The sequence below is a fragment of the Streptomyces sp. SLBN-31 genome, assembly GCF_006715395.1.
GTDB lineage: Bacteria > Actinomycetota > Actinomycetes > Streptomycetales > Streptomycetaceae > Streptomyces.
In genome coordinates this window covers 1,388,825-1,412,754 of the sequence record NZ_VFNC01000002.1, presented here as the reverse complement: position 1 = coordinate 1,412,754, position 23,930 = coordinate 1,388,825, and the positions used below count along the sequence as shown (strand labels likewise).

General features: G+C 71.8%; 25 protein-coding genes and 1 riboswitch. Of the genes, 14 read left to right on the top strand and 11 right to left on the bottom strand.

The genetic code is table 11. From position 1 onward, the window contains the following. Positions 1-106: 106 nt before the first annotated feature. Complete coding sequence (locus FBY22_RS26415) at positions 107-562, top strand: ATP-binding protein (RefSeq protein ID WP_142149999.1); 456 nt, start codon at positions 107-109, stop codon at positions 560-562. A gap of 97 nt (positions 563-659) precedes the next feature. Here the strand turns inward: FBY22_RS26415 and FBY22_RS26410 are convergent, their stop codons facing one another. The 3 genes from FBY22_RS26410 to FBY22_RS26400 form a co-directional block, all read right to left on the bottom strand. After that, positions 660-1,133, bottom strand: coding sequence for a C40 family peptidase (locus tag FBY22_RS26410; RefSeq protein WP_142149997.1), 474 nt, complete (start codon positions 1,131-1,133; stop codon positions 660-662). Positions 1,134-1,136: 3 nt separating this feature from the next. After that, positions 1,137-1,348, bottom strand: a riboswitch (cyclic di-AMP (ydaO/yuaA leader). Positions 1,349-1,649: 301 nt separating this feature from the next. After that, positions 1,650-1,958 (bottom strand): hypothetical protein, encoded by a 309-nt coding sequence (locus FBY22_RS26405; protein WP_142149994.1) that lies wholly within the window; start codon positions 1,956-1,958, stop codon positions 1,650-1,652. Positions 1,959-1,965: 7 nt separating this feature from the next. Further along, positions 1,966-2,601, bottom strand: a complete 636-nt coding sequence (locus FBY22_RS26400; protein ID WP_142149992.1) for an ATP-dependent Clp protease proteolytic subunit — start codon at positions 2,599-2,601, stop codon at positions 1,966-1,968. 88 nt (positions 2,602-2,689) lie between these two features. Here FBY22_RS26400 and FBY22_RS26395 point away from each other — a divergent pair, with 88 nt between their 5' ends. The 8 genes from FBY22_RS26395 (at position 2,690) to FBY22_RS26360 (ending at position 9,339) form a co-directional block, all read left to right on the top strand. After that, complete coding sequence (locus tag FBY22_RS26395) at positions 2,690-2,968, top strand: type II toxin-antitoxin system Phd/YefM family antitoxin (RefSeq protein ID WP_142149990.1); 279 nt, start codon at positions 2,690-2,692, stop codon at positions 2,966-2,968. Positions 2,969-3,124: 156 nt separating this feature from the next. After that, positions 3,125-3,427, top strand: coding sequence for an urease subunit gamma (locus tag FBY22_RS26390; protein WP_142149988.1), 303 nt, complete (start codon positions 3,125-3,127; stop codon positions 3,425-3,427). Between the two features lie 13 nt (positions 3,428-3,440). Beyond that, complete coding sequence (locus FBY22_RS26385) at positions 3,441-3,752, top strand: urease subunit beta (RefSeq protein ID WP_142149986.1); 312 nt, start codon at positions 3,441-3,443, stop codon at positions 3,750-3,752. Further along, complete coding sequence (locus tag FBY22_RS26380) at positions 3,745-5,466, top strand: urease subunit alpha (RefSeq protein ID WP_142149984.1); 1,722 nt, start codon at positions 3,745-3,747, stop codon at positions 5,464-5,466. Before FBY22_RS26385 ends, FBY22_RS26380 begins: the two co-directional genes overlap by 8 nt. After that, on the top strand, positions 5,466-6,140 hold the full coding sequence (locus FBY22_RS26375) for an urease accessory protein UreF (protein ID WP_142149983.1): 675 nt from the start codon (positions 5,466-5,468) through the stop codon (positions 6,138-6,140). Before FBY22_RS26380 ends, FBY22_RS26375 begins: the two co-directional genes overlap by 1 nt. Before the next feature lie 34 nt (positions 6,141-6,174). Then, a complete protein-coding gene (gene ureG / locus FBY22_RS26370; protein WP_142149981.1) occupies positions 6,175-6,852 on the top strand; it encodes an urease accessory protein UreG in 678 nt (225 codons plus the stop codon). A 2-nt stretch (positions 6,853-6,854) separates the two neighbouring features. Continuing rightward, positions 6,855-7,610, top strand: coding sequence for an urease accessory protein UreD (locus tag FBY22_RS26365; protein ID WP_174267377.1), 756 nt, complete (start codon positions 6,855-6,857; stop codon positions 7,608-7,610). A gap of 130 nt (positions 7,611-7,740) precedes the next feature. Then, the gene (locus FBY22_RS26360) at positions 7,741-9,339 is read left to right on the top strand and encodes an alpha/beta hydrolase (RefSeq protein ID WP_142149977.1); all 1,599 of its coding nucleotides are present in this window, start codon (positions 7,741-7,743) and stop codon (positions 9,337-9,339) included. Positions 9,340-9,406: 67 nt separating this feature from the next. Here the strand turns inward: FBY22_RS26360 and FBY22_RS26355 are convergent, their stop codons facing one another. Next, positions 9,407-10,132, bottom strand: coding sequence for a 1-acyl-sn-glycerol-3-phosphate acyltransferase (locus FBY22_RS26355; protein WP_142149975.1), 726 nt, complete (start codon positions 10,130-10,132; stop codon positions 9,407-9,409). Positions 10,133-10,393: 261 nt separating this feature from the next. On the opposite strand from FBY22_RS26355, the gene FBY22_RS26350 reads away from it, so the two are divergent. Next, positions 10,394-11,134, top strand: coding sequence for a class I SAM-dependent methyltransferase (locus FBY22_RS26350; RefSeq protein WP_142149973.1), 741 nt, complete (start codon positions 10,394-10,396; stop codon positions 11,132-11,134). Between the two features lie 10 nt (positions 11,135-11,144). Here the strand turns inward: FBY22_RS26350 and FBY22_RS26345 are convergent, their stop codons facing one another. From FBY22_RS26345 to FBY22_RS26325, 5 genes are all read right to left on the bottom strand, one after another. Continuing rightward, positions 11,145-12,374 (bottom strand): PP2C family protein-serine/threonine phosphatase, encoded by a 1,230-nt coding sequence (locus FBY22_RS26345; protein WP_142149971.1) that lies wholly within the window; start codon positions 12,372-12,374, stop codon positions 11,145-11,147. A 69-nt stretch (positions 12,375-12,443) separates the two neighbouring features. Beyond that, positions 12,444-14,909 (bottom strand): SpoIIE family protein phosphatase, encoded by a 2,466-nt coding sequence (locus FBY22_RS26340; protein ID WP_142149969.1) that lies wholly within the window; start codon positions 14,907-14,909, stop codon positions 12,444-12,446. A gap of 142 nt (positions 14,910-15,051) precedes the next feature. Then, entirely contained in the window at positions 15,052-16,278 is a 1,227-nt protein-coding gene (gene rocD / locus FBY22_RS26335; protein ID WP_142149967.1) for an ornithine--oxo-acid transaminase, read from the bottom strand. After that, complete coding sequence (ddaH, locus tag FBY22_RS26330; RefSeq protein ID WP_142149965.1) at positions 16,275-17,087, bottom strand: dimethylargininase; 813 nt, start codon at positions 17,085-17,087, stop codon at positions 16,275-16,277. The genes rocD and ddaH overlap by 4 nt, the downstream gene beginning before the upstream one ends. Before the next feature lie 154 nt (positions 17,088-17,241). Continuing rightward, entirely contained in the window at positions 17,242-17,727 is a 486-nt protein-coding gene (locus tag FBY22_RS26325; RefSeq protein ID WP_142149963.1) for an Lrp/AsnC family transcriptional regulator, read from the bottom strand. 78 nt (positions 17,728-17,805) lie between these two features. Here FBY22_RS26325 and FBY22_RS26320 point away from each other — a divergent pair, with 78 nt between their 5' ends. The 4 genes from FBY22_RS26320 to FBY22_RS26305 are packed head-to-tail and all read left to right on the top strand — an operon-like array spanning position 17,806 to position 21,874. Further along, positions 17,806-18,555 (top strand): LytTR family DNA-binding domain-containing protein, encoded by a 750-nt coding sequence (locus tag FBY22_RS26320; protein ID WP_142149961.1) that lies wholly within the window; start codon positions 17,806-17,808, stop codon positions 18,553-18,555. 3 nt (positions 18,556-18,558) lie between these two features. Continuing rightward, on the top strand, positions 18,559-18,918 hold the full coding sequence (locus FBY22_RS26315; protein ID WP_142149959.1) for a hypothetical protein: 360 nt from the start codon (positions 18,559-18,561) through the stop codon (positions 18,916-18,918). After that, entirely contained in the window at positions 18,915-20,627 is a 1,713-nt protein-coding gene (locus tag FBY22_RS26310; RefSeq protein ID WP_142149957.1) for a cation acetate symporter, read from the top strand. The genes FBY22_RS26315 and FBY22_RS26310 overlap by 4 nt, the downstream gene beginning before the upstream one ends. Further along, complete coding sequence (locus FBY22_RS26305) at positions 20,624-21,874, top strand: sensor histidine kinase (RefSeq protein WP_142149955.1); 1,251 nt, start codon at positions 20,624-20,626, stop codon at positions 21,872-21,874. The genes FBY22_RS26310 and FBY22_RS26305 overlap by 4 nt, the downstream gene beginning before the upstream one ends. Positions 21,875-21,877: 3 nt before the next feature. Here the strand turns inward: FBY22_RS26305 and FBY22_RS26300 are convergent, their stop codons facing one another. Together FBY22_RS26300 and FBY22_RS26295 are read right to left on the bottom strand one after the other, a co-directional pair. After that, positions 21,878-22,051, bottom strand: coding sequence for a hypothetical protein (locus FBY22_RS26300; RefSeq protein ID WP_142149953.1), 174 nt, complete (start codon positions 22,049-22,051; stop codon positions 21,878-21,880). A 13-nt stretch (positions 22,052-22,064) separates the two neighbouring features. Further along, a complete protein-coding gene (locus FBY22_RS26295; RefSeq protein WP_142149951.1) occupies positions 22,065-23,906 on the bottom strand; it encodes a serine/threonine-protein kinase in 1,842 nt (613 codons plus the stop codon). Positions 23,907-23,930 lie beyond the last annotated feature (24 nt).

Here is a 23,930-nt window from a genome sequence, read left to right as displayed (position 1 = left end):
CCGTCGCGGTAATGGCAGTCTGGCGAAGAAGCACCAGTCCGGGACCGTACTCGAACCATCCGCTCCATGTCGGACTCCGGTCCCGCGGGAAAGGGACGACGTCGCCATGGCAGACCATCTGGAAGCATCCGTCACTCTGCCGAGCGAGCCGGCCTCGGTCTCCGCCGCCCGCGGCTACGTGGTCACCACACTGGCGGAATGGGGTCTGCCCGCCCACACCGAAGCGGCCGAGACGATCCGCCTCATTGTCTCCGAACTGGCCACCAACGCGGTACAGCACACCTTCGGGCAGTCTCCCACCTTCACGGTGGACCTTCGGCTCGACCGTGACGAGCAACTGCGCGTCGGCGTCACCGACAGCCACCCGCGCTTCCCCAAGCGGCTGCCGGCCGCGGTCCAGCAGGACAACGGGCGGGGCATGGTGATCATCCGCTGGCTGGCGGCCGAGTGCGGCGGCAAGCTGCGGGTGCGGCCCACGAGAGAGGGCGGCAAGACGGTCTCCATCGAACTGCCGTGGACCGTTCCGGCCCAGCCCGTCACGGCGGGGCAGCAGGAGCCGTGAACCAAGACGCCCGGGCGCGATACGCCCGGGTGCGAGGGAAGTGTCGAGCCCCGTGGGGGTGACGGCAGGTCAGGATGCCGCCACCCCCACGGGAGAGTCAGCTGACCCGGCCGTACCAGACGCTCCTGGTCCAGATCTTCTGGAGCTTCACGACGTCCCCGGTCTTCGGGGCGTGCCAGATCTTCCCCTTCCCGGCGTAGATGCCCACGTGGTAGACGTTCGAGCCCGAGTGGAAGAACACCAGGTCTCCGGCCTTGCGGTGGCTCGCGGAGATGTGGTGGGTCTTGTTGTACTGCTGGGCGGCCGTACGAGGCAGTTTCTTGCCGGCCTTCTTGAACGAGTACAGCGTGAGCCCCGAGCAGTCGAAGCGGCGCGGTCCGGTGGCGCCCCACTTGTACGGGGATCCCTTTTTGGACGCCGCTACCTGAAGCGCCTTCGTCGCCGTCGTCGCGGCCGAGGCGTCGGTGGCGATGCCCGGGATCACGACGGAGCCGCCCACGGCGGCGAGGGTGAGAGCCGAGGCCGTGCCGGCCCGGACCATCAGCGACGGGACACGATTGAGCGCAGTCATGCGCAACCCTTCGTCAGCCGCCTGTGAAGGATGACCTGTCGGATTCGGGCTGGCGAAGTTGCCCGGCCGCATGCGCGGCTTCACCCCAAGGGCTGCTCGGCCCGGCCATGGCGTGACCGTGTCGGCGACCCGTCGTGCTTGGGTCCTCCACTCCTGCCGATCCACTCCTGTCGACCGGTCATCCGGGCGGCGGCAGGACTCGGCGTCCGCCCGGATCGCCCCGCCGCTGCGGCGGGGGCTTGTCGTCAGACAGGGATCTTGACTCACGGATGTCCGAAAATCCCAATGGAATCGGGGATTTGTGGCGTTACTCACCACTCACCCGTTCGGGTGGACACCCTGTTTTTCGAACAGCCGTCGCGGCACCGAGGAGCCCCGGACCAGGGGCGGAACGTCCCATTCCGCCCCTTGCCTACGCGTGTTGCGCAACTGGAACGGTCCCGAAACTGCAGCCGCGTCTACTCCAAAAGGGGGTACGCCGTTTGGTCCGTTTCAAGACCGGTCCGGACGCTCGCGTCAACTGTCGGACCGCGGCGGCACGGTGACCCGTGCCGTCCGCCGCTCACCGTCCAGCACCCGCATGGCCCGACCCAGCGTGGGGGCGTGCAGTTCGGTCTCGCCCCGCTGGTGCATGAGCACCAGGGCGTCGCGCAGTTCGGCCGCCTTGGTCACCAGCGCCTGAGCGGCGCGCAGCCCGCGATAGGTGTCTCCGTGGTGCGCGGGATTGATACGGCCGAGCAGGTCGACGACGTCGAGATAACGGTCGATCAACTCGCCCTCGGCCCGCGTGAGGGCGGGCAGCGGCGGGAGCTCGGGTGGCAGCACCGGCCGCTCACCTCCCCGTGGGCGGCGCGAGGGTGGACCTGCGGCTGGGGACGATCCGGTCCACCAGCCCGTACTCCACCGCCTCCTGGGCGTCGAGGATCTTGTCGCGCTCGATGTCCTCGGTCACCTGCTCCCGGGACCGCCCGGTGTGCCGTACAAGCATCTCCTCCAGGCGGGTCCGCAGCCGTGACAGCTCGTCGGCCTGGATGGCCAGGTCGCTGGCCTGCCCCTGCACCGGTTCGTACAGGGCGGGCTGACGGATGACCATGCGCGCGCCCGGCAGCGCGGACCGCTTGCCCGGTGTGCCGGCCGCCAGCAGCACCGCCGCCGAGGAGCCCGCCTGCCCCAGGCAGATCGTCTCCACGTCGCAGCCGACGTACTGGATCGTGTCGTAGATCGCCGACATGGCGGTGAACGAGCCGCCCGGGGAGTTGATGTACAGCGAGATGTCGCGGTCCGGGTCCTGGTACTCGAGGTGCATGAACTGCGCCATCACGTCGTTGGCCGAGGTGTCGTCGATCTGCGTCCCGAGGAACACGATCCGTTCCTCCAGCAGCTTCGAGTACGGATCCATCGTCTTGAGCCCGAAGCTCGTGCGCTCGGTGAACTCGGGCAGGACGTAACGGGCGGACGGTCGGGTCATGGCGTGCCCCTTCTCGCGGCAGTGCGATCTCTCACGCGGCTGTCTCTGTAAAAAATGTACAGGATGTACGTGACGTTATGATGGGGGTATGGCCTACGAGATTCCGGTGACCCAAGCCAGGGCTGAGCTCGCCGATCTGATCAACCGGGTGGTGTACGGCGGTGAGCGTGTCGTCGTGACACGGCACGGCAAGCCCCTCGTCGCCCTTGTCTCCGCCGCCGACCTGGAACGGCTCGAAAAGCTCCAGGAGTCCGACGACGAGCAGGTGATCAGCTCGGTGTCGAACGCGCGCGACGTCGCGTCCGCTCCCCGCGAACAGCAGCGCTTCGGCATCGCGGCGCACCACCGGGGCACCGGGCCCTCGTAGCCCACCGGGTCCGCACTCCGGCGAGGCCCGCGCGTATACGGTTAACTTGTTTGAAACCCCACCCAACTAGCCTGCCCCTCCACGCCACCAGGCACTTTGGCCCGTGGCCGCGGCAACCGGACCCGTACGGTCCGGAGCGAGACTGTGAGGTGGGACGTGCAACTGACCCCGCACGAGCAAGAGAGGCTGCTGATCCACGTGGCGGCCGACGTGGCGGAGAAGCGCCGGGCCCGGGGGCTCAAGCTCAACCATCCCGAGGCGGTCGCCCTCATCACGTCGCACATCCTGGAGGGCGCCCGGGACGGCCGCGGCGTCGCCGAGCTCATGGCCTCCGGACGCGGGCTGCTCACCCGGGACGACGTCATGGAAGGCGTGCCCGAAATGATCCACGACGTCCAGGTCGAGGCCACCTTCCCCGACGGCACCAAGCTCGTCACCGTCCACGACCCGATCGTCTGACGGGGAGGCCGCCGTGATTCCCGGAGAGACTCTCTTCGCCGAGGACCCGATCGTCTACAACGCGGGCCGCGAGGTCACCCGCCTCACCGTCCTGAACGCCGCCGACCGGCCGGTCCAGGTCGGCTCCCACTACCACTTCGCCGAGGCCAACCCCGGCCTGGACTTCGACCGCGCCGCCGCCCGCGGCAAGCGGCTCAACATCGCTGCCGGTACGGCGGTGCGTTTCGAGCCCGGCATCCCCGTCGACGTCGAACTCGTCCCCCTTGGCGGCGCCCGTGTCGTGCCCGGCCTGCGCGGGGAGACCGGAGGTGCCCTCGATGCCTGAGATCTCCCGCGCCGCTTACGCCGACCTGTTCGGCCCGACCACCGGCGACCGCATCCGGCTCGCCGACACCGACCTGATCGTAGAGATCGAGGAGGACCGCTGCGGCGGGCCCGGGCGCGCCGGTGAGGAGGCGGTGTTCGGCGGCGGCAAGGTCATCCGCGAGTCCATGGGCCAGTCACGTGCCACACGCGCGGAGGGCACCCCGGACACGGTCGTCACCGGTGCGGTGATCATCGACCACTGGGGCGTCGTCAAGGCCGACGTCGGCATCCGGGACGGCCGGATCACCGGCATCGGCAAGGCGGGCAACCCCGACACCATGGACGGGGTCCACCCGGACCTGGTGATCGGCCCGGAGACCGAGGTCATCGCCGGCAACGGGCGCATCCTGACCGCGGGCGCGGTCGACGCCCACGTGCACTTCATCTGCCCGCAGATCGCCGACGAGGCACTGTCCGCCGGTGTCACGACGCTCGTGGGCGGCGGCACGGGCCCGGCCGAGGGCTCCAAGGCCACGACGGTCACGCCGGGCCCCTGGCACCTGGCGCGCATGCTGGAGGCGATGGAGCAGTACCCGCTCAACATCGGCTTCCTCGGCAAGGGCAACACCGTCTCGCACGAGGCGATGCTCTCGCAGATCCGCGGCGGCGCGGTGGGACTGAAGCTGCACGAGGACTGGGGCTCGACGCCGGCCGTCATCGACGCCTCGCTGACGGTGGCCGACCGGACGGGCATCCAGGTCGCCATCCACACCGACACCCTGAACGAGGCCGGGTTCGTCGGCGACACGCTCGCCGCGATCAACGGCCGCGGCATCCACGCGTACCACACCGAGGGCGCGGGCGGCGGGCACGCGCCCGACATCATGACCGTCGTCTCGGAGCCGCACGTGCTGCCGAGCTCGACGAACCCGACGCGGCCCTTCACCGTCAACACCGCCGAGGAACACCTCGACATGCTGATGGTCTGCCACCACCTCAACCCGGCGGTGCCGGAGGACCTCGCGTTCGCCGAGTCGCGCATCCGCCCCTCGACGATCGGGGCGGAGGACATCCTGCACGATCTCGGCGCCATCTCGATCATCTCGTCCGACTCTCAGGCCATGGGCCGGGTCGGCGAGGTCGTCCTGCGCACCTGGCAGACGGCGCACGTGATGAAGCGCAGGCGGGGGACGCTGCCAGGCGACGGACGGGCCGACAACCGCCGGGTACGCCGCTATGTCGCCAAGTACACGATCAACCCCGCGCTCGCGCAGGGCCTGGCCCGTGAGATCGGCTCGGTGGAGACCGGGAAGCTCGCCGACCTGGTGCTGTGGGAACCGGCGTTCTTCGGCGTCAAGCCACACCTCGTGATCAAGGGCGGCCAGATCGCCTACGCGCAGATGGGCGACGCCAACGCCTCCATCCCGACCCCGCAGCCGATCCTGCCCCGGCCGATGTACGGGGCGATCGGGCGGGCCCCGGCCGCCAACTCCTTCAACTTCTTTGCGCCGTTGGCCATCGAGGACGGGCTGCCGGAGCGGTTGCAGCTCGGGAAGCGGTTCGTGGCCATCGAGTCGACCCGCGGGGTCACCAAGGCCGACATGCGGGAGAACGACGCGCGGCCGCGCGTGGAGGTCGATCCCGACAGTTTCGCGGTGCGCATCGACGGAGAGCTGGTCGAGGCCACGCCCGCGGCCGAACTGCCCATGGCCCAGCGTTACTTCCTCTTCTGATGTCCAGGACGGCGCTGCTCGTGCTGGCCGACGGCCGGTTTCCCGCCGGAGGGCACGCGCACTCCGGCGGGGCCGAGGCCGCGGTGAAGGCGGGACGGATCACCGGAGCCGCGAGCCTTGAGGGTTTCTGCCGGGGCCGGCTGCACACGGCCGGCCTGGTCGCCGCCTCGCTGGCCGCGGCCGCCGTACTCGGCGCGGATGCGGGGGAGTTGGACGCGGCCGCCGATGCCCGAACACCGTCCCCCGCACTCCGCGTCGCCGCGCGCAGGCTCGGCCGGCAGCTCACGCGGGCCGCCCGGGCCACCTGGCCCTCGGACGAACTCGACGCCATGGCACGGCAGTTCCCGAAGGGCGCCCACCAGCCGGTGGTGCTGGGGCTGGTGGCCAGGGCGGCCGGCCTCGAGCCCGTCGACGCCGCCCACTGCGCGGCGTACGAGAGCGTGAGCGGGCCGGCGAGTGCCACGGTGCGGCTGCTGAGCCTCGACCCGTTCGACGCCACCGGAGTGCTGGCCCGGCTGGCCCCGGAGGTCGACCGGGTGGCGGACCGGGCGGTCGAGGCGGCCCGGCAGGTGCTCGACGAGGGAGTCGACGCGTTGCCCGCGGGGTCCGCGCCGCTGCTGGAGATCGGCGCGGAGTTCCACGCCGCCTGGCCCATGCGGCTGTTCGCCTCCTAGTCCCTCACGTCCGAATGACCGTAGGAGTCACCCCATGCACCTCGACCACTCCCACGACGGCCCCTCCGCAGTCAGTGCCGACGCCCGTCGTCCCGACGGATCGCGGCGGGCCCTGCGGATCGGGCTCGGCGGTCCCGTCGGCTCCGGGAAGACCGCGACCGTCGCCGCCCTGTGCCGGGCGCTGCGCGAGGAGTTGTCCCTCGCCGTCGTGACCAACGACATCTACACGCGGGAGGATGCCGACTTCCTGTTGCGGGAGGCCGTGCTGCCGCCCGAGCGGATCGCCGCCGTGGAGACGGGGGCCTGTCCGCACACCGCCATCCGGGACGACATCTCCGCGAACCTGGAGGCCGTGGAGGATCTGGAGGACGAGGTCGGGCCGTTGGACCTGATCCTGGTCGAGTCCGGCGGCGACAACCTCACCGCGACCTTCTCCAAGGGGCTCGTGGACGCGCAGATCTTCGTCATCGACGTGGCGGGCGGCGACGACATCCCGCGCAAGGGCGGACCGGGCGTGACCACCGCCGATCTGCTCGTCGTCAACAAGACGGACCTCGCGCCCCACGTCGGCTCCGACCTCGCACGGATGGCCGCCGACGCGAAGGCGCAGCGTGCCGAACTGCCCGTCGTCTTCCAGTCGCTCAGGAGCGAGAGCGGCGTGCGGGACGTGGCCGCGTGGGTGCGGGCCCGGCTCGCCGCCTGGACGGCGTGACCATGGGCGGAGTGCGGGCCACCGCACGCATCCGGGCGACGGCGGACGGGCGGGGCGGCACCTCGCTGCCCGTGCTGGAGGGGGAGGGGCCGCTCGCCCTGCGGCGGACCAGGGGGAGCGGCCGTGAGGCCCGCGTGATGCTCGTCGGGGCGATGAGCGGGCCGCTCGGCGGAGACCGCTTCCGGGTCGAGTGCGGTGTGGAGGACGGGGCCCGGCTGCGGGTCGGGTCCGCCGCCGCCACCATCGCCCTGCCCGGGCAGGCGAAGCAGGAGGCGCGGTACGACGTCCGGCTGGAGGTGGCCGACGGCGCCGAACTGGTCTGGCTGCCCGAGCAGTTGATCTGTGCCGGCGGAAGTGATCTGCGGGTCGCCACCCGGGTGGACGCCGGCGCCGGCGCGCGTCTCGTCCTGCGCGAGGAGCAGGTACTCGGACGGGTGGGGGAGCAACCCGGACGGCTCGGCAGCCGTCTCACCGTTCGGGTTGCCGGTCGTACCGTGCTCGACCAGGAGCTCGGGTGCGGGCCGGGGGCGCCCGGTGGCTGGGACGGGCCCGCCGTGCTGGGCGGGTACCGGGCCGTGGGTCAACTGGTGGTCGTGCGACCGGAGTTCGGCAAGGAAGCGGTGCCGGCCCGGGTGCTGGGGGAGGGGGCTGTGCTCGTGCCGCTGGCCGGGCCCGCCGTGCTCGTGAGCGCCGTGGCGGAGGACGCGCTGCGCCTGCGCCGCGTGCTGGACGAGACGTTGGCCGGGCTGAACGCGTGACGTTCCGCTGAGCGGGACACGCCTCACCGTTTATCGGAATGGTAAAGAAGGTCAACAGCCTCTGTTCTCAGGCAGCACACAGCCGCGAGGATCCCTCTGTCAATCGAACAGATGGAGGGGGAGGTCCCACTTGAGGGGCAACAGAGCCAAGAGGCGTACCACGGCGCTCGGTTCGGCCGGAGTGCTCGTGACGGCGACGCTGATGGCCGGGGCCGTCGCGGCGCCCACCGCCAGCGCGAGCGCGGGGCACGGGCGGGACCGCGAGGCACGGGGCGCCGCCATCGCCGCCGACCGGGCCGCGAAGGCCGGCATCGACTGGCAGGACTGCCCGGCCGACTGGGGCTTCGCCAAGCCCATCCAGTGCGGCTGGGTCAGCGTCCCGCTCGACTACGCGCACCCGTACGGCAAGCAGCTCAAGCTCGCCGTCGACCGCATCGGCAACACGGGGACCAAGGAGGAGCGCCAGGGCGCCCTCGTCTACAACCCGGGCGGTCCCGGCGGGTCCGGCATGCGCTTCCCGACCCGCGTCACCAACAAGAACCCGATCTGGGCCAACGCGGCCAAGGCCTATGACTTCGTGGGCTTCGACCCGCGCGGCGTCGGCCACTCGGCGCCCATCTCCTGCATCGACCCGCAGGAGTTCGTCAAGGCGCCCAAGATGGACCCGGTGCCGGACAGCGAGGCCGACAAGGCGGCCCAGCGCAAGCTGGCCCGCGAGTACGCCGAGGGCTGCGCCGAGCGCAGCGGCAAGGCGATGCTCCAGCAGATGACCACGCCCAACACCGTGCGCGACCTGGACGTCATCCGTGCCGCGCTCGGCGAGAAGAAGCTCAACTACCTGGGCGTCTCCTACGGCACCTACATCGGCGCCGTCTACGGCACGATGTTCCCGGGCCACCTGCGCCGCATGATCGTGGACAGCGTCGTCAACCCCTCCCGCGAGAAGATCTGGTACCAGGCCAACCTGGACCAGGACGTCGCCTTCGAGGGCCGCTGGAAGGACTGGGAGGACTGGGTCGCCGCCAACGACGCCGCCTTCCACCTCGGCACCACCCGCGACGCCGTCCAGGCCAAGTGGCTCCAGCTGCGCGCCACCGCCAAGAAGAGCCCCATCGGCGGGGTGGTCGGCCCGGCCGAGCTGATCTCCTTCTTCCAGAGCGCCCCGTACTACGACTCCTCGTGGGTGCCGATCGCGACCGTCTTCAGCAAGGTCGTCGCCGGTGACACCCAGGCGCTGGTCGATGCCGCCGCCCCCGACATGTCGGACACCGCGGGCAACATATCCGCGGAGAACGGCAACGCCGTCTACACGGCCGTCGAGTGCACCGACGCCAAGTGGCCCACCAGCTGGAAGAAGTGGGACAAGGACAACACCGAGCTCAACAAGAACTACCCGTTCATGACCTGGGCCAACGCATGGATGAACCTGCCGTGCGCCACCTGGCCGGTCAAGCAGCAGACGCCCGTGAACGTCAAGACCCACAAGGGCCTGCCGCCGGTCATGATCGTGCAGTCCACCCATGACGCCGCCACCCCCTACGACGGCGCCGTCGAACTGCACCACCGCTTCAAGGGCTCCCGCCTGATCACCGAGAAGGACGCGGGCTCGCACGGTGTGACCGGTCTGCTCAACCCGTGCATCAACCAGCGGGTGGACACCTACCTGCTCACCGGCAAGCTGGACGGCGCCGACGTGACCTGCACCCCGCACGCCACGCCCAAGCCGTAGCCACCGGTTCGGCGAAGCAAGGGGCGGCCGGAACTCCTCCGGCCGCCCCTCCTTCATACCTGCGTGGTCAACTCAGCGGAGCACGTGGGAACTTGCGCTCCCTCGCGCGCTTCGCCTCCGCCTGCTGCGCCTTCGCGACGGCCGCGTACTCGTCGACGTACTCCTGCTCCGACAGCGACAGGATCGCGTACATGATCTCGTCGGTGACGGCGCGCAGGATCGCCTTCTCGTTCTCCATGCCGGCATAGCGGGAGAAGTCGAGGGGCTTGCCGAAGCGGATGACGACCGGGTGGAGATTGGGGATGACCTTCCCCGGCGGCTGCGCCTCGAAGGTGCCGATCATCGCGCAGGGGATGACCGGAACCTGTGCCTTGAGCGCCATCACCGCCACGCCGACCTTGCCCTTGTACAGGCGGCCGTCGTGCGAGCGGGTGCCCTCGGGGTAGATGCCGAGCAGTTCGTTCTTGCGCAGTACGCCCAGGCCCTCGCGGATGGCGGCCTGACCCGCCTCCTTGCCCGTGCGGTCGACCGGGATCTGCCCGGCGCTGCGGAAGAAGGCCGCGGTGAGCCGGCCCTTGACGCCGGGACCGGTGAAGTACTCCTTCTTCGCCAGGAAGGTGATGCGGCGCTTGAGCATGGCCGGCATCAGGAAGTGGTCGGAGAAGGACAGGTGGTTGCCCGCGATGATGGCGGGGCCTTCGTCCGGGACGTGTTCGAGGCCTTCGATACGAGGCCGGAAGAACAGTCTCAGCAGGGGTCCCAGCAACACGTATTTGAGCACGTAGTAGAACAAAGGGGACGCTCCTCACTCCGGCGGATCGCCTCGGCCGCCGCGTTCCAGCAGGTCAACCGGCGTGTCGTGGGGCTGCCAGTGTATGTGCAGGCGCAGTTCGCCGGAACACGGCGGACGCCGTGTCGCATGCGCGGGGAACGCCTGCCCGACCAGCCTCCTGTCACTGATCGACACGAGGCAAGTCGATCGCACCTGTTTGGCGTGATCTTCCCGGCAGAAAACTCCGCGCGCCGACCGGGCCGGCGGCGGTACGGTCCCCAAATGCTCGATGAGGACGGCTACTTCGGAGAAGAGATCGCGGCCGGCTACGACGACTCGGCGGCCGACATGTTCCGCCCCGAGACCGTCGGCCCGGTGGTCGACGTGCTGGCCGGGCTCGCCGGCGACGGCAGGGCGCTCGAACTCGGCATCGGCACCGGCCGGATCGCGCTGCCGCTCGCCCGCCGCGGCGTGCCGGTGCACGGCATCGACCTGTCCCGCGCGATGGTGGACCGGCTGCGGGCCAAGGAGGGCGGCGCGGACATCGGGGTGACGATCGGGGACTTCGCCACGACCCGGGTGGACGGCGAGTTCTCCGTCGCCTACCTGGTCTTCAACACGATCATGAACTTGACCACGCAGGACGCCCAGGTGGAGTGCTTCCGCAACGTCGCCCGGCATCTCGGGCCGGGCGCCTGCTTCGTGGTGGAGGTGATGGTGCCCGAACTGCGCAAGCTGCCGCCCGGGCAGAACGCCGTGCCGTTCCACATCGGCGAGACCAAGTGTGCCTTCGACACCTACGATCTGGCCACCCAGGCCATGAGCTCGAACTACGTCACCGTCGTCGACGGACGCGCCGAGCACTGGTCCATCCCGTTCCGCTACGTGTGGCCGGCCGAGCTGGACCTGATGGCCCGGCTGGCCGGACTGCGGCTGCGCGACCGCTGGGAGGACTGGGCGCGCACCCCCTTCACCGGCGACAGCCCGAGGCACGTCTCGGTGTGGGAGAAGCCCGCCGTCTGACCGTCGCGCCTCACAGCCGTACGATCACCAGCGCCGTGTCGTCGGTCGCGCCCCCCGGCGGCAGCAGCTCCAGCAGGACCTCGTCCGCCAGGGACTCGGCGTCCAGGGCGCGGTGGCGGGCCAGAGCCTCGGCGAGGCGGTCCAGCCCGGTGCCGATGTCCTCGCGGCGGCGCTCGACCAGACCGTCGGTGTAGAGGGCGAGGGTGGCGCCCGCGGAGTAGGTCGTGGCCGCCTGCGGTCTGGGCATCGGATCGGGGTGGGCGTCGAGCGGCGGGTCGGTGGCCTGGTCGAGGAACTCCACCCGGCCGTCGGCGTGCACGAGGACGGGCGGGGGGTGGCCGGCGCTGCTGTAGGTGATGGTGTGCTCGTCGAAGTCGATGAACGTGGTGACGGCGGTGGCCGATTCGGCGCCGTCGACGACGTGCGCGTACCGGCCCAGGACGTTCAGTGCCTCGGCCGGGTCCGCCGCGACGCGTGAGGCGGCGCTCAGCGCGCTGCGCAGCTGGCCCATGACCCCGGCGGCGGCCAGCCCGTGGCCCACCACGTCGCCCACCGACACGCCTATGCGGTTGCCGCCGACCAGGTCGACGATGTCGTACCAGTCCCCGCACACGTTCAGCGCGCCGATCGCCGGCCGGTAGCGCACGGCGGCCCGGCGGTCGCCGACCTGCCGGGACGCGGGCAGCATCGCCTCCTGCAGGGCGAGGGCGACCTCCCTCTCACGGGCGTGGGACTGGCGCAGTCGCTCGTTGAGCTCCTGCAGTTCGCGTGCGCGGGTGTAGAGCTCGGCCTCCAGCACCCGCGCTCGGCTGCCGGTGGGGCCCCCGCGGGCCTTGATCAGCTCGGTGACCTCCTCCACGCGGTGCACCAGCAGCACCACCTTGCCGTCCTCGTCGAGCACCGGCGCGTTGACCGGGCTCCAGAAGCGCTCCTGCCACTGCCCGGGACGTTCGGGGTCCTCCACGTCGTAGCGCTGCAGGGCCATCGCGTCGCGTTCGCCGGTGTCCAGTACCCGCTGCAGTGAGGCCGCCAGGTTCCGCATGCCGGACGCGGCGCCGTCGTTGGGGTTGTCCGGGAAGACGTCGAAGAGGTAACGCCCGACCACCTGGTCGCGCCGGCGCCCGGACACCCGCAGGAACTCCTCGTTGGCGTCCGCGTACACCAGGTCGGGCGTCAGCAGGGCCACCATCCCCGGCAGGCACTGGAACACCCCCGCATAGTCGATAGCCGCATCGTTCATGGCTTCCGCCTCACCGCCGGATTTGCACTATTTTTACACGTCGAGCGAACCGCGTCCGGATTCCGTCGATCAGGTGGGGGGACCGGTCAGCGACTGCTCGGCCCAGATCACCTTGCCCTCGGGGACGAAGCGGGTCCCCCAGCGATCGGTGAACTGGGAGACCAGCAGCAGGCCGCGGCCGCCCTCGTCGGTGGTGCGCGGATGACGCAGATGAGGGGCGGTGGCACCGCCGTCGCAGACCTCGCAGACCAGCGCCCGCTCCCTGATCAGCCGGAGGCGGATGGGGCCCTGCGCGTGCCGGATGGCGTTGGTGACCAGCTCGCTCACCACCAGTTCCGTGGTGAACACCAGGTCCTCCAGGCCCCACTCGGTCAGCTGCCGGGCGGCCTCCTTGCGGGCCTCGGCGACGACCGCCGGATCGGTGGGCAGGTCCCAGTCGGCGACCTGGTCGGCGCCCAGCAGCAGGGTGCGGGCCATCAGCAGCGCCACGTCGTCGTGCGGCCGGGCCGGCATCAGCGCGTCGACCACCGTGCGGCAGCGCAGATCCAGCGAGGGCGCGGCCCGCTCCAGCGCCCGGCGCAACCGGTCGCGGTCGCCGTCGAGGGACCACTCCACGCCGTCGCGGGCGAGCAGTCCGTCGGTGTGCAGGGCGAGCGTGCTGCCCTCGGCGAGAACCAGCTCGACCGCCTCGAAGGGCGGCCCGCCCGAACCGAGCGTCGACCCCTGCGGCAGGTCGACGAAGGCGACGGAGCCGTCGGGCAGCACGACGGCGGGCGCGGGATGGCCGGCGGCCGCCATCGTGCACTGTCCGTCGACGGGGTCGTAGACGACGTAGAGACAGCCGGATCCGGCGACCTGGATGCCGACGCCGTCGGGCGCGTCCGGGGCGACGCCCTCCTCCCGGGCCGTCCGGGCCACCTGGTCGTCGAGGTGCGCGAGGACCTCGGCCGGCGGCAGGTCGAGAGCGGCGAGGGTGCGCACGGCGGTGCGCAGCCGTCCCATGGCCGCGGCGGCGTCGATGCCGTGACCGGGCACCTCGCCGACGACCAGGGCGACGCGCGCGCCGGACAGCGGGATGAGGTCGTACCAGTCGCCGCCGAGGCCGGTCAGTTCGTCGGCCGGCCGGTAGCAGGCGGCGACCTCCACCGCGTCCTGTTCCGGCAGCCGGTGCGGCAGCAGACTGCGCTGCAGTGCCAGGGCCGCGTTCCGTTCACGGGTGTAGCGGCGGGCGTTGTCCACGCAGACGGCCGCCCGGGACACCAGGTCCTCGGCCAGGGCCAGGTCGTCCGCGTCGAAGGGCTCCTGCCGCCCGCGCCGGAAGAAGGTGGTGACGCCCAGGGTGACGCCCCGCGCGCGCACCGGAACGATCATCACGCTGTGCAGGCCCAGCTCCAGGAAGGTCGCCTCCCGCCCGCCCGGTATGTCGGTCGCCCACTCCTTGGCGAGCGGGTCCAGCCGCTCCTCGCGCCAGGACCGGCCCGTGGTCAGGCAGCGGATCGGCGGCGAGCCCGCGAGGTACGTGGCCACCTCGCCGATCTCCACCACGGCCTCCGGCACCCCGGCGTTCACCGACTGGTGGCCTGCCCGGCGCAGCGGCACCCGGTCGGTGTCGACGGGCGGCCCCGTCGCCGGCTCCGCGCCCCGCAGCACCGACTCCAGCAGGTCCACGCACACGTAGTCCACGAACCCCTCCACGGCCACGTCGGCCAGCTCCTGCGCGGTCCGTGTGATGTCCAGGGTGCGGCCGATCTGCTCGCCCGCCCGGTCGAGCAGGGCGAGGCGCCGGCGGGCGCGGTGCTTGTCGGTGATGTCGACGACCGTGTAGTAGACCCCCATCGGGTGGCCGTGCTCGTCCTCGAGACGGGTGAACGACATCATGTGCGCGGTCTCCCGGTGCGGCGCCGAGCGCACATGCCCCACGTGCTCGTACCCGACGACCGGCCGTCCGGTCTCCAGCACGTGGCGCATCTGGGTCTCGATGCTCTCCGAGTCGATGCCCGGCTGGATCTCCGCCAGCCGTCGCCCCAGCCGCCGGGCGGCCGAGCCCCCGCCGAACTGCTCCAGGGCCGCGTTGGACCAGACGCACCGCAGATCGGAGTCCACGATCGCTATGCCGACGGGCGAGCCGGTCACCATCTGCTCCAGCACGGTGCGGCTCATGTCCCAGCCGCGGGCCCCGGCCGTCATGTCGGAGAGCAGCACCAGCCAGCGCGGCGCACCGCCGGGCTCCATCGCCGGCGTGATGCGCGCCATCACTCGCACCGCCCGCCCGCCCTTGCGCCGGGCGGTCAGCAGCCCCGCCCAGCCGCCCTCTCTGCGGCACCGCTCGACCAGCTCCGGCACCCGGGCGGCGTCGTCGGGGACCAGCAGACCGGACACCGGACTGCCCACCACCTCGACGGGCGTGTATGCCAGCAGCCGCTCGGCGTCCCGGGTCCAGCTGCGCACCACGCCCTGGGCGTCGAGCAGCAGGGGCGCGGCATCGGCCACGTCGAACCGCTGCCCGGCAGCGTCCTGCTCCTCTTGAGTGCCCACGGCCGACCTCTCTGTCGCTGAGAGTGGTCTACCACCTCTTGACCCAGTCTTCACCCTTCGTGCGAAACCGGCCGTGCGGACGGCGCGGCCCCGGACCCCGATGAGGTGTCCGGGACCGGCCGTCCCCACCGCCGAGCGCAGGTCAGGAGCCCTCGGTCAGCACCTCCGCCAGCGTGCCGAGCGCGCCTTCCAGCTCCTCGCCGGTGATCGTCAGCGGCGGCGCCAGCCGGATCGTCGAGCCGTGCGTGTCCTTGACCAGGACGCCCTTGCGCATGAGCCGGGCGCTGACCTCGCGGCCGGTGCCGATGGCGGGGTCGATGTCGACGCCCGCCCACAGTCCCCGCGCGCGGAAGCCGACGACGCCCTTGCCCAGCAGCCCCGACAGCCCGCCGCGCAGGACCACGCCCAGTTCGGTGGCGCGGCGCTGGAACTCGCCCGTCTCCAGCAGGTCGATCACGGCGGTGCCGATGGCCGCGGCCAGCGGGTTCCCGCCGAACGTCGACCCGTGCTGGCCCGGCTGCAGCACCCCGACCACGTCCCGGCGGCCGACCACCGCGGAGACCGGCACGATGCCGCCGCCCAGCGCCTTGCCCAGCAGCACGAGGTCGGGGACGACCGACTCGTGCTCGACGGCCAGGGTGCGGCCGGTGCGGCCGAGACCGGACTGGATCTCGTCGGCGACGAAGAGGCAGCCCTTGCGCCGGGTCAGCTCCCGTACGCCGGTCAGATAGCCCTCGTCGGGGATGATGACGCCCGCCTCGCCCTGGATGGGCTCGATCAGCACCGCGGCCGTCGTGTCGTCGACCGCCGCCTCCAGCGCGGCCAGGTCGTTGTACGGCACGATCTTGAAGCCCGGCGTGAAGGGGCCGAAGCCGGCGCGGGCGGTCTCGTCCGTGGAGAACCCGACGATCGTCGTCGTACGGCCGTGGAAGTTCTCCGCGGTGACGACGATCGTGGCCCGGTCGGCGGGGACGCCCTTGACCTCGTAGGCCCACTTGCGGGCCACCTTGATGCCGGACTCGACCGCCTCGGCGCCCGTGTTCATCGGCAGCACCATGTCCAGGCCGGTCAGCGCCGCCAGCCGCTCGGCGAACTCGGCCAGCCGGTCGTTGTGGAAGGCGCGCGAGGTCAGGGTCAGCCGGTCCAGCTGGCGGTGGGCGGCCTCGATCAGCGCCGGGTGGCGGTGGCCGAAGTTCAGGGCCGAATAGCCGGCCAGCATGTCCAGGTAGCGGCGGCCCTCCACGTCCTCCACCCAGGTGCCCTCGGCGCGCGAGACGACCACGGGCAGCGGGTGGTAGTTGTGCGCAAGGACCGGCTCCTCGGCGCGGATCAGCTCGGCGGACGAACGCATGTCGACAGCAGCGGTCATGAACGGATCTCCTGGGTGCAGCACTTGATGCCGCCGCCTGCCTTGCGGAACTCGGACAGGTCGACGGGCACGGGGACATAGCCGCGGTCGGCGAGGGCGGTGGTGAGCGCCTCGGCCTGGGGCGCGATGAAGACGTGGCGGCCGTCGGACACGGAGTTGAGGCCGAAGGCCAGCGCGTCGTCCAGGGTGGCGAGCACGGCGTTCGGGAACAGCCGCGCCAGCACTTCACGACTGCCCGGCGAGAAAGCCTCCGGGTAGTAGGAGACATTGTCGTCGTCCAGGACGAAAAGCGCCGTGTCCAGATGGTAGAAACGCGGGTCCACCAGCGTCAGGCTGATCACCGGGTGGCCGAAGAACTCCTGCACCTCGCGGTGCGCCTCCCGGGTGGTGCGGAAGCCGTGGCCGGCCAGCACGTACCGGCCCGTCCACACCAGGTCGCCCTCGCCCTCGCAGACGGACTCGGGGCGGTGCACGTCGAAGCCGGCCGTCTTGAACCAGGTGTCGTAGTGCGTGGACTCCGGACGTCGCTCGGGCGCGTGGAAGAGGGAGCCGAAGACCCGGCCGTCCACGACCACCGCCGAGTTCGCGGCGAAGACCATGTCCGGCAGGCCGGGGGCCGGCTCGACGGTGTCGACGTCGTGGCCGTGGGCCCGGTAGGCGCCGATCAGCGCCTGCCACTGCTCGTGGGCCAGGTCCACGTCTACGCGGACATCGGGTTGCATCCAGTGATTGATCGCGTACTGCACGGCGAAGTGTCTGGGTTCGCAGACGAGGTACCGCCGCCGGCGCGGCACACGGGAGTCGGACACAGAGGGGTTCCTCCGCTTCCTGGGGTGTCGACTGAGGGTTGACACCAAGGTAGGAAGTGACCGAGACGGGCGACAAGCGACGACAATTGCGTGTCCGCGCAGGAATGCTGCGTCTTTGGCCGGTGAGAAGCAGGGCTGCTGCGTAGACGAATGTTTATTCGGGCGCGGGCTGGGTCGCGCCCGCTTCCGGGCTTTCGGGGAGCAGATGGGACAGCACCATCACGCTGATCGTCTTCCGGATGAACGGCTCCACCCGGATGCGCTCCAGCACCTCCTCGAAGTGCTCCACGTCCCGCGCCCGCACGTGCAGCAGCGCGTCCGCCCCGCCGGTCACCGTCATCGCCGCGGTGATCTCCGGATGGTTGCGCACCACCTCCGCCAGCCGCCGCGGCGGTGCCGCCCCCTCGCAGTACACCTCGACGTACGCCTCCGTGCGCCAGCCCAGCGCCGACGGCCGGACCGTCGCCGTGAACCCGGTGATCACACCGGTCTCGCGCAGCCGGTCCACCCGTCGCTTCACCGCCGTCGCCGACAACCCGACGGCCGAGCCGATCTCGGCGAAACTGGTGCGCGCGTTCGCCATCAAGGCGGTGACGATCTTCCGGTCGAGTTCGTCGAACGGGGCGGGCCTGCTGTTCATGTCGGCACTGTATCCAGCGCGAACGTCCACGCCCCGGCACATGTCCACCCGTGCGGATTCCTCCTACACTCCGGGTTCATGCTGCGCGCCCTCGCCGTCGACGACGAACGTCCCTCGCTGGAGGAACTGCTCTACCTGCTGAACGCCGACCCCCGCATCGGCAGCGCCGAGGGCGCCGGCGACGCGACCGAGGCGCTGCGCCGCATCAACCGGGCGCTGCAGTCCGGCCCCGGCGGCCCCGAGGCGATCGACGTCGTCTTCCTCGACATCCAGATGCCCGGCCTCGACGGCCTGGACCTGGCCCGGCTGCTGACCGGTTTCGCCCAGCCGCCGCTGGTCGTCTTCGTCACCGCCCACGAGGACTTCGCCGTGCAGGCCTTCGACCTCAAGGCCGTCGACTACGTCCTCAAGCCGGTCCGCAAGGAACGCCTCGCCGAGGCGATCCGCCGGGCCGCCGAACTCACCGGCAACACCCCGCGCATCCCCGTCCACGAACCCGACCCCGACCACCTCCCCGTCGAACTCGGCGGCGTCACCCGCTTCGTCGCCGTCGACGACATCACCCACGTCGAGGCCCAGGGCGACTACGCTCGCCTGCACACCGACAAGGGCAGCCACCTCGTCCGCATACCGCTGTCCACTCTGGAGGACCGCTGGCGGGCCCGCGGGTTCGTCCGCATCCACCGCCGCCACCTGGTGGCCCTGCGCCACATAGGCGAACTCCGCCTGGACGCGGGCACCGTGAGCGTGCTCGTCGGCGGCGAGGAACTCCAGGTCAGCCGCCGGCACGCGCGCGAGCTGCGGGACCTGCTGATGAGGAGGCCGTAGCACGTGCCCCACCAGGACCCCGGCGAACGCCGCGTCGTCACCGGCCCGCCCCGCCGCACCCGGCGCGCCTCCGGCTACTACCGGCCGCGCACCGAGATCGACGAACAGACCACCCTCGGCCACACCTACGTCCGCTCCCTCATGCGCAGCCAACTGCGCGCCGCCCTCGCCGTGTTCGCGGTACTCGGCCTGCTCATGGGCCCGCTGCCGCTGGTGTTCGCCGCCATGCCCGACGCGCACCGTCTGCAGTGGGGCATCCTCGGCTTCTGCCTCTACGCCCCCCTCGTGCTGCTCGCCCTGTGGTACGTCCGCCGTGCCGAGCGCAACGAGCGGGACTTCGTACGGCTCGTCGAGGACCGGTGAACTCCGGCTACGCCGTCCCGGCGGTGGCCCTGGTGGTCGTGGCGACCGTCCTCGTCGGCGCCTTCGGCCTGCGCGTCTCGCGCACCACCTCCGACTTCTACGTCGCCTCCCGCACCGTCGGCCCCCGCCTCAACGCCGCCGCCATCAGCGGCGAGTACCTCTCCGCCGCCTCCTTCCTCGGCATCGCCGGACTGGTCCTGATCCAGGGCCCCGACATGCTCTGGTACCCGGTCGGCTACACCGCCGGCTACCTGGTGCTGCTGCTGTTCGTCGCCGCCCCGCTGCGCCGCTCCGGCGCATACACGCTGCCCGACTTCGCCGAGGCCCGGCTCGCCTCCTACGGCGTACGGCGGCTGGCCGGGGCCTTCGTCGTCGGCGTCGGATGGCTCTACCTGCTGCCCCAGCTCCAGGGCGCGGGGCTGACCCTCACGGTCCTCACCGGCGCCCCCGACGGGCTCGGCGGGGTCATCGTCGCGTTCGTCGTAGTGGCCACCGTCGCGGCCGGCGGCATGCGCAGCATCACCTTCGTGCAGGCCTTCCAGTACTGGCTCAAGCTCACCGCCCTGCTCGTCCCCGCCCTCTTCCTGGCCCTGGCCTGGCAGAGCGACGGAGCGCCCCACCACGCCTTCGCCGAACCGGCGACCTTCCGCGAACAGCGCTCCGTACGCGTCGCCGACAGCCTCGACCTCCGGCTCGAACGACCCCTGACCGTCACCGTGACCGGCACGGTCGACGGTTCCCCGCACGACGGCGGGCACGTGCGGCTCGCGGCCGGCACCCACCACATCGCGCAGGGCACTCGGCTCACCTTCGCCAAGGGCACCGCCGTCCCCTCCGCCGACCCCGGCACCAACGGCGGCATGTCCACCTCCCTCGCCTCGGGCCGCGAGGAACGCCCGCTGTACGCCACGTACGGACTGATCCTCGCCACCTTCCTCGGCACCATGGGCCTGCCGCACGTCGTCGTCCGCTTCTACACCAGCCCGCACGGCGTCGCCGCCCGCCGCACCACGGTCGCCGTCCTCGGCCTGATCGGCGCCTTCTACCTGCTGCCGCCCCTCTACGGCGCCCTCGGCCGCCTCTACACCCCCGAACTCGCCCTCAGCGGCGACGCGGACGCCGCCGTCCTGCTCCTGCCGGACCGCATGATCGGCGGCGTCGGCGGCGACCTGCTCGGCGCCCTGCTGGCGGGCGGGGCCTTCGCCGCGTTCCTGTCCACGGCGTCCGGACTGACCATGGCCGTCGCCGGCGTCCTCACCCAGGACGTCCTGCCGACCCGCGGCGTACGGCACTTCAGGCTCGGCACCGTGCTCGCCATGGCCGTGCCGCTCGCCGCCAGTCTGCTGGTCGGCGGCCTGCCCGTGGCCGACGCGGTCGGCCTGGCCTTCGCCGTGTCCGCGTCCTCGTTCTGCCCGCTGCTCGTGCTCGGCATCTGGTGGCGGCGGCTGACCCCGCCCGGCGCGGCGGCCGGCATGCTGGTCGGGGGCGGCTCGGCGTTCGTGGCGGTGGCCGCGACGATGGCCGGCTTCCCCGGCTCGGGCCCGCTGCACGCCCTGCTGGCCTGGCCGGCGCTCTGGTCGGTGCCGCTGGGCTTCCTCACCATGGTGCTGGTGTCCCTGGCGACGCCCGGGCGGGTGCCGACGGGCACGGAGGCGATCCTGGCGCGGTTCCACCTGCCGGAGGAACTGCGGGCGGAGGTGAAGGCGTGAGCGGTTTCCTGGCCGGCCTGTGCGTGGCCGCGCTCCCGCTGCTGGCGGCCGGGTTCTGGCTGGGCCGGCGCACGGCCCGCCCCGAGAGCCTCGGCGGCCTCGGCACCCCGGTCGAGCACGCCACCTTCCAGACCCTGCACACCGCCTCCCTCGCCGCGCCCCCGCTGCGCGCGGGCCTGACGGAGGAGACCGCCCGCAAGTCGGCCCGCAGACTGCGCTCGCTGCTGGGCACCGACGCGCTGTGCCTGACCGACCAGAAGGACGTCCTGGTCTGGGACGGTGTGGGCGGCCATCACCGCACGCAGATCATGGAACGGCTCGCCGGCCCGCTGGAGACCGGCCGCGGCGAGGCCTTCCGCCTGCACTGCGAGCACCCCGACTGCCCGGTGCGCTGGGCGGTGGTCGCCCCGCTCACCGTCGACGACCGGGTGCACGGGGCCCTGGTGGCCTGCGCGCCGCGCGAGTCCGCCGTGCTGGTCCGCGCGGCCGGGGAAGTGGCCCGCTGGGTCAGCGTCCAGCTCGAACTCGCCGACCTCGACCAGTCCCGAACCCGCCTGATCGAGGCCGAGATCAAGGCGCTGCGCGCCCAGATCTCCCCGCACTTCATCTTCAACTCGCTCGCGGTGATCGCCTCGTTCGTCCGCACCGACCCCGAACGCGCCCGTGAACTGCTCCTGGAGTTCGCCGACTTCACCCGCTACTCGTTCCGCCGGCACGGCGACTTCACCACCCTCGCCGACGAACTCCACGCCATCGACCACTACTTGGCGCTCGTCAGGGCCCGCTTCGGCGACCGGCTCTCCGTCACCCTGCAGATCGCCCCCGAGGTGCTGCCGGTCACCCTGCCCTTCCTGTGCCTGCAGCCGCTCGTCGAGAACGCCGTCAAGCACGGACTGGAGGGCGGGGCCGTCTCCGCCGGGGGCAAGTGCCGCATCTCCATCACCGCGCAGGACGCCGGCGCCGAGGCGCTGGTCGTCATCGAGGACGACGGCGTGGGCATGGACCCGGTCGTGCTGCGCCGCATCCTCGCCGGCGAGGTCAGTCCCTCCGGCGGCATCGGCCTGTCCAACGTCGACGACCGGCTCCGGCAGGTCTACGGCGACGACTACGGGCTCGTCATCGAGACCGCCGTGGGCGCGGGCATGAAGGTCACCGCCCGGCTGCCCAAGTACCAGCCGGGCGTGCACTCCGCGGGGCGGATCACCCAGGAGCTCGGGGGGTTCTCCGGTGACCTCGCCGGGGAGTGAGCCTCACGCGCTGCTGTGGGTGGCGATCATCCCCAGGGTGAGCAACCCCAGCACGACCCAGCCGAACCACAGCCAGCCGTTGCTGCCGAGCGCCACCGTGTAGGCGGTCACCGCGACGAGACCGCCGACGGTGAGCACCCCCATCGCCTTGGTAGAACCGTCCGTGGAACCGGGCATCGCGACACCCTCCTCAGGATTCGTCCCCCTCCTCCATGGTGCCCCCGTTCTGCTTCCTGACGGTGCACACGACGAAATGCGTGCCCGACTTCCAGGGGCCCTGGCTGGTCCAGGACCCGGACGTGTAGACCGACGGGTCGAAGCCGTAGTCGCGCGGCGGCACGTCCTTCGCGCAGGCCGCGTCCGACCGCGTCCGGGCCTCGGTGAGCGTGACGTCGCTGCCCAGCCGGGTGAAACCGAGCACCTGCTCGTCGTGCGGGCCGGAGCACGAGACCAGGCCGGCGTTCCGATCGGACGTGGTCCGCAGACAGTCCCGGCGCTGCATGTTCGCCGTGTCGGTGAAGGACGAGCCCAGCCTGCGGTGAGCGCCCAGCGGGCCGTACACGGGTCCGTGCGCGCCCAGCACCAGACAGGCCGTCCGCCGCCCCGCCGCCTCGAAACCGGCCCCGGTCGGCACGACGGCGAGGCTACGGACGTCCGCCAGCCGCTCCCGGATCTCCTGGGTCCGTTCCTCGCACCGCGCCGGCCCCTCCTTGCGGGCCTCGTCCGCCGAGGTCGCCGCCGCGAACGCCATCACCTGCCCGTCCGGCGCCCGGGCGCCGCACGAGGGATCTAACGTCAGCCGGGGCGTGCCGGCGAAGCGGCCCGCTCCGGGCCAGTCCGCGAGCACGCAGTCACCGTCCTTCAACGGCCGGACCAGCCCGACCGCCGAGCCGTACGGCGGCGCCTTCCCCGTACCGCCTCCGCCGCCCTGGCGGGCCATGGCGTACCAGACGCCGCCCAGCGCCAGCAGCAGGCCGAGCGAGGCGGCGAGGACGGCGCGCAGCACGCGGGGAACCTCCCGGCGGTGCCGGGGAGCGGACGGGGGCGCGCCGACGGGTCCGAAACCGTCCGGTGCGGGGGCCGGCGGGGGCGGCGCGGGGGCCACACCCGCCCATGGCGGCTGCGAGCCGAGATCGGTCCTGGTCCGGGCGTACGGTTCGGCCCGCGGCGTCACGATCTCCGACAGCGCTGCCTCCGCCTGCGATGCCGACGGCCGCCGCCCGGGATCCTTCTCCAGCAGACTCCGCAGTACGGGGCCCAGCGCGCCGGCCCGCACCGCCGGACGCGGCTCCTCCATCACCACCGCCGTGACCTCGGCCAGGTTGGACTCCCGCTCGAAGGGACCGTGGCCCTCGACGGCGCAGTACAGGGTGCAGCCCAGCGAGAACAGGTCGGCGGCCGGGGTCGGCGGACCGCCCGTGGCCCGCTCCGGCGCCAGATAGCCGGACGTCCCCACCAGCACCGACGCCAGCGTGTACCGGGTCTCCCCGGCGTCCGGCCGCACCGAGATGCCGTAGTCGGTGAGCAGGACACGGCCGTACGGCGCCCCGGTGCGGTCCGGCGCCAGCAGGATGTTGGCCGGCTTCACGTCCCGGTGCATCACTCCCCTCTCGTGTCCGGAGTTCAGTGCGTCGAGGACGGCGAGGCCGACGCGGGCGCACTCCGCCGGCGCGAGCGGGCCGCGCCGCTCGACCAGGTCGCGCAGATCCGTGGCGCCCGCCACGTACTCCATGACGATCCACGGCAGCCCCTCGTGCTCCAGCACGTCGTGCACCGTGACCACGTGCGGGTGACCGCGCAGCCCCGCCGCGTACCGGGCCTCCGCGCGCGCCCGCGCGACCCGGGCCTCCCGCTCCTCGCCCGCCGGGTCGGGGTCGCGGAACACGATCTCCTTCAGCGCCACCTCGCACGCGAGTCTCTGGTCGTGGGCGAGCCACACATGGCCCATGCCGCCGCTGCCGAGGCGGTTGAGCAGCAGATAACGGCCGGCGATGACCCGGCCCACTCCCGACGTCGGTGATCCTGGATGCATCCGGTGACTCCCGGGTTGTGCTGG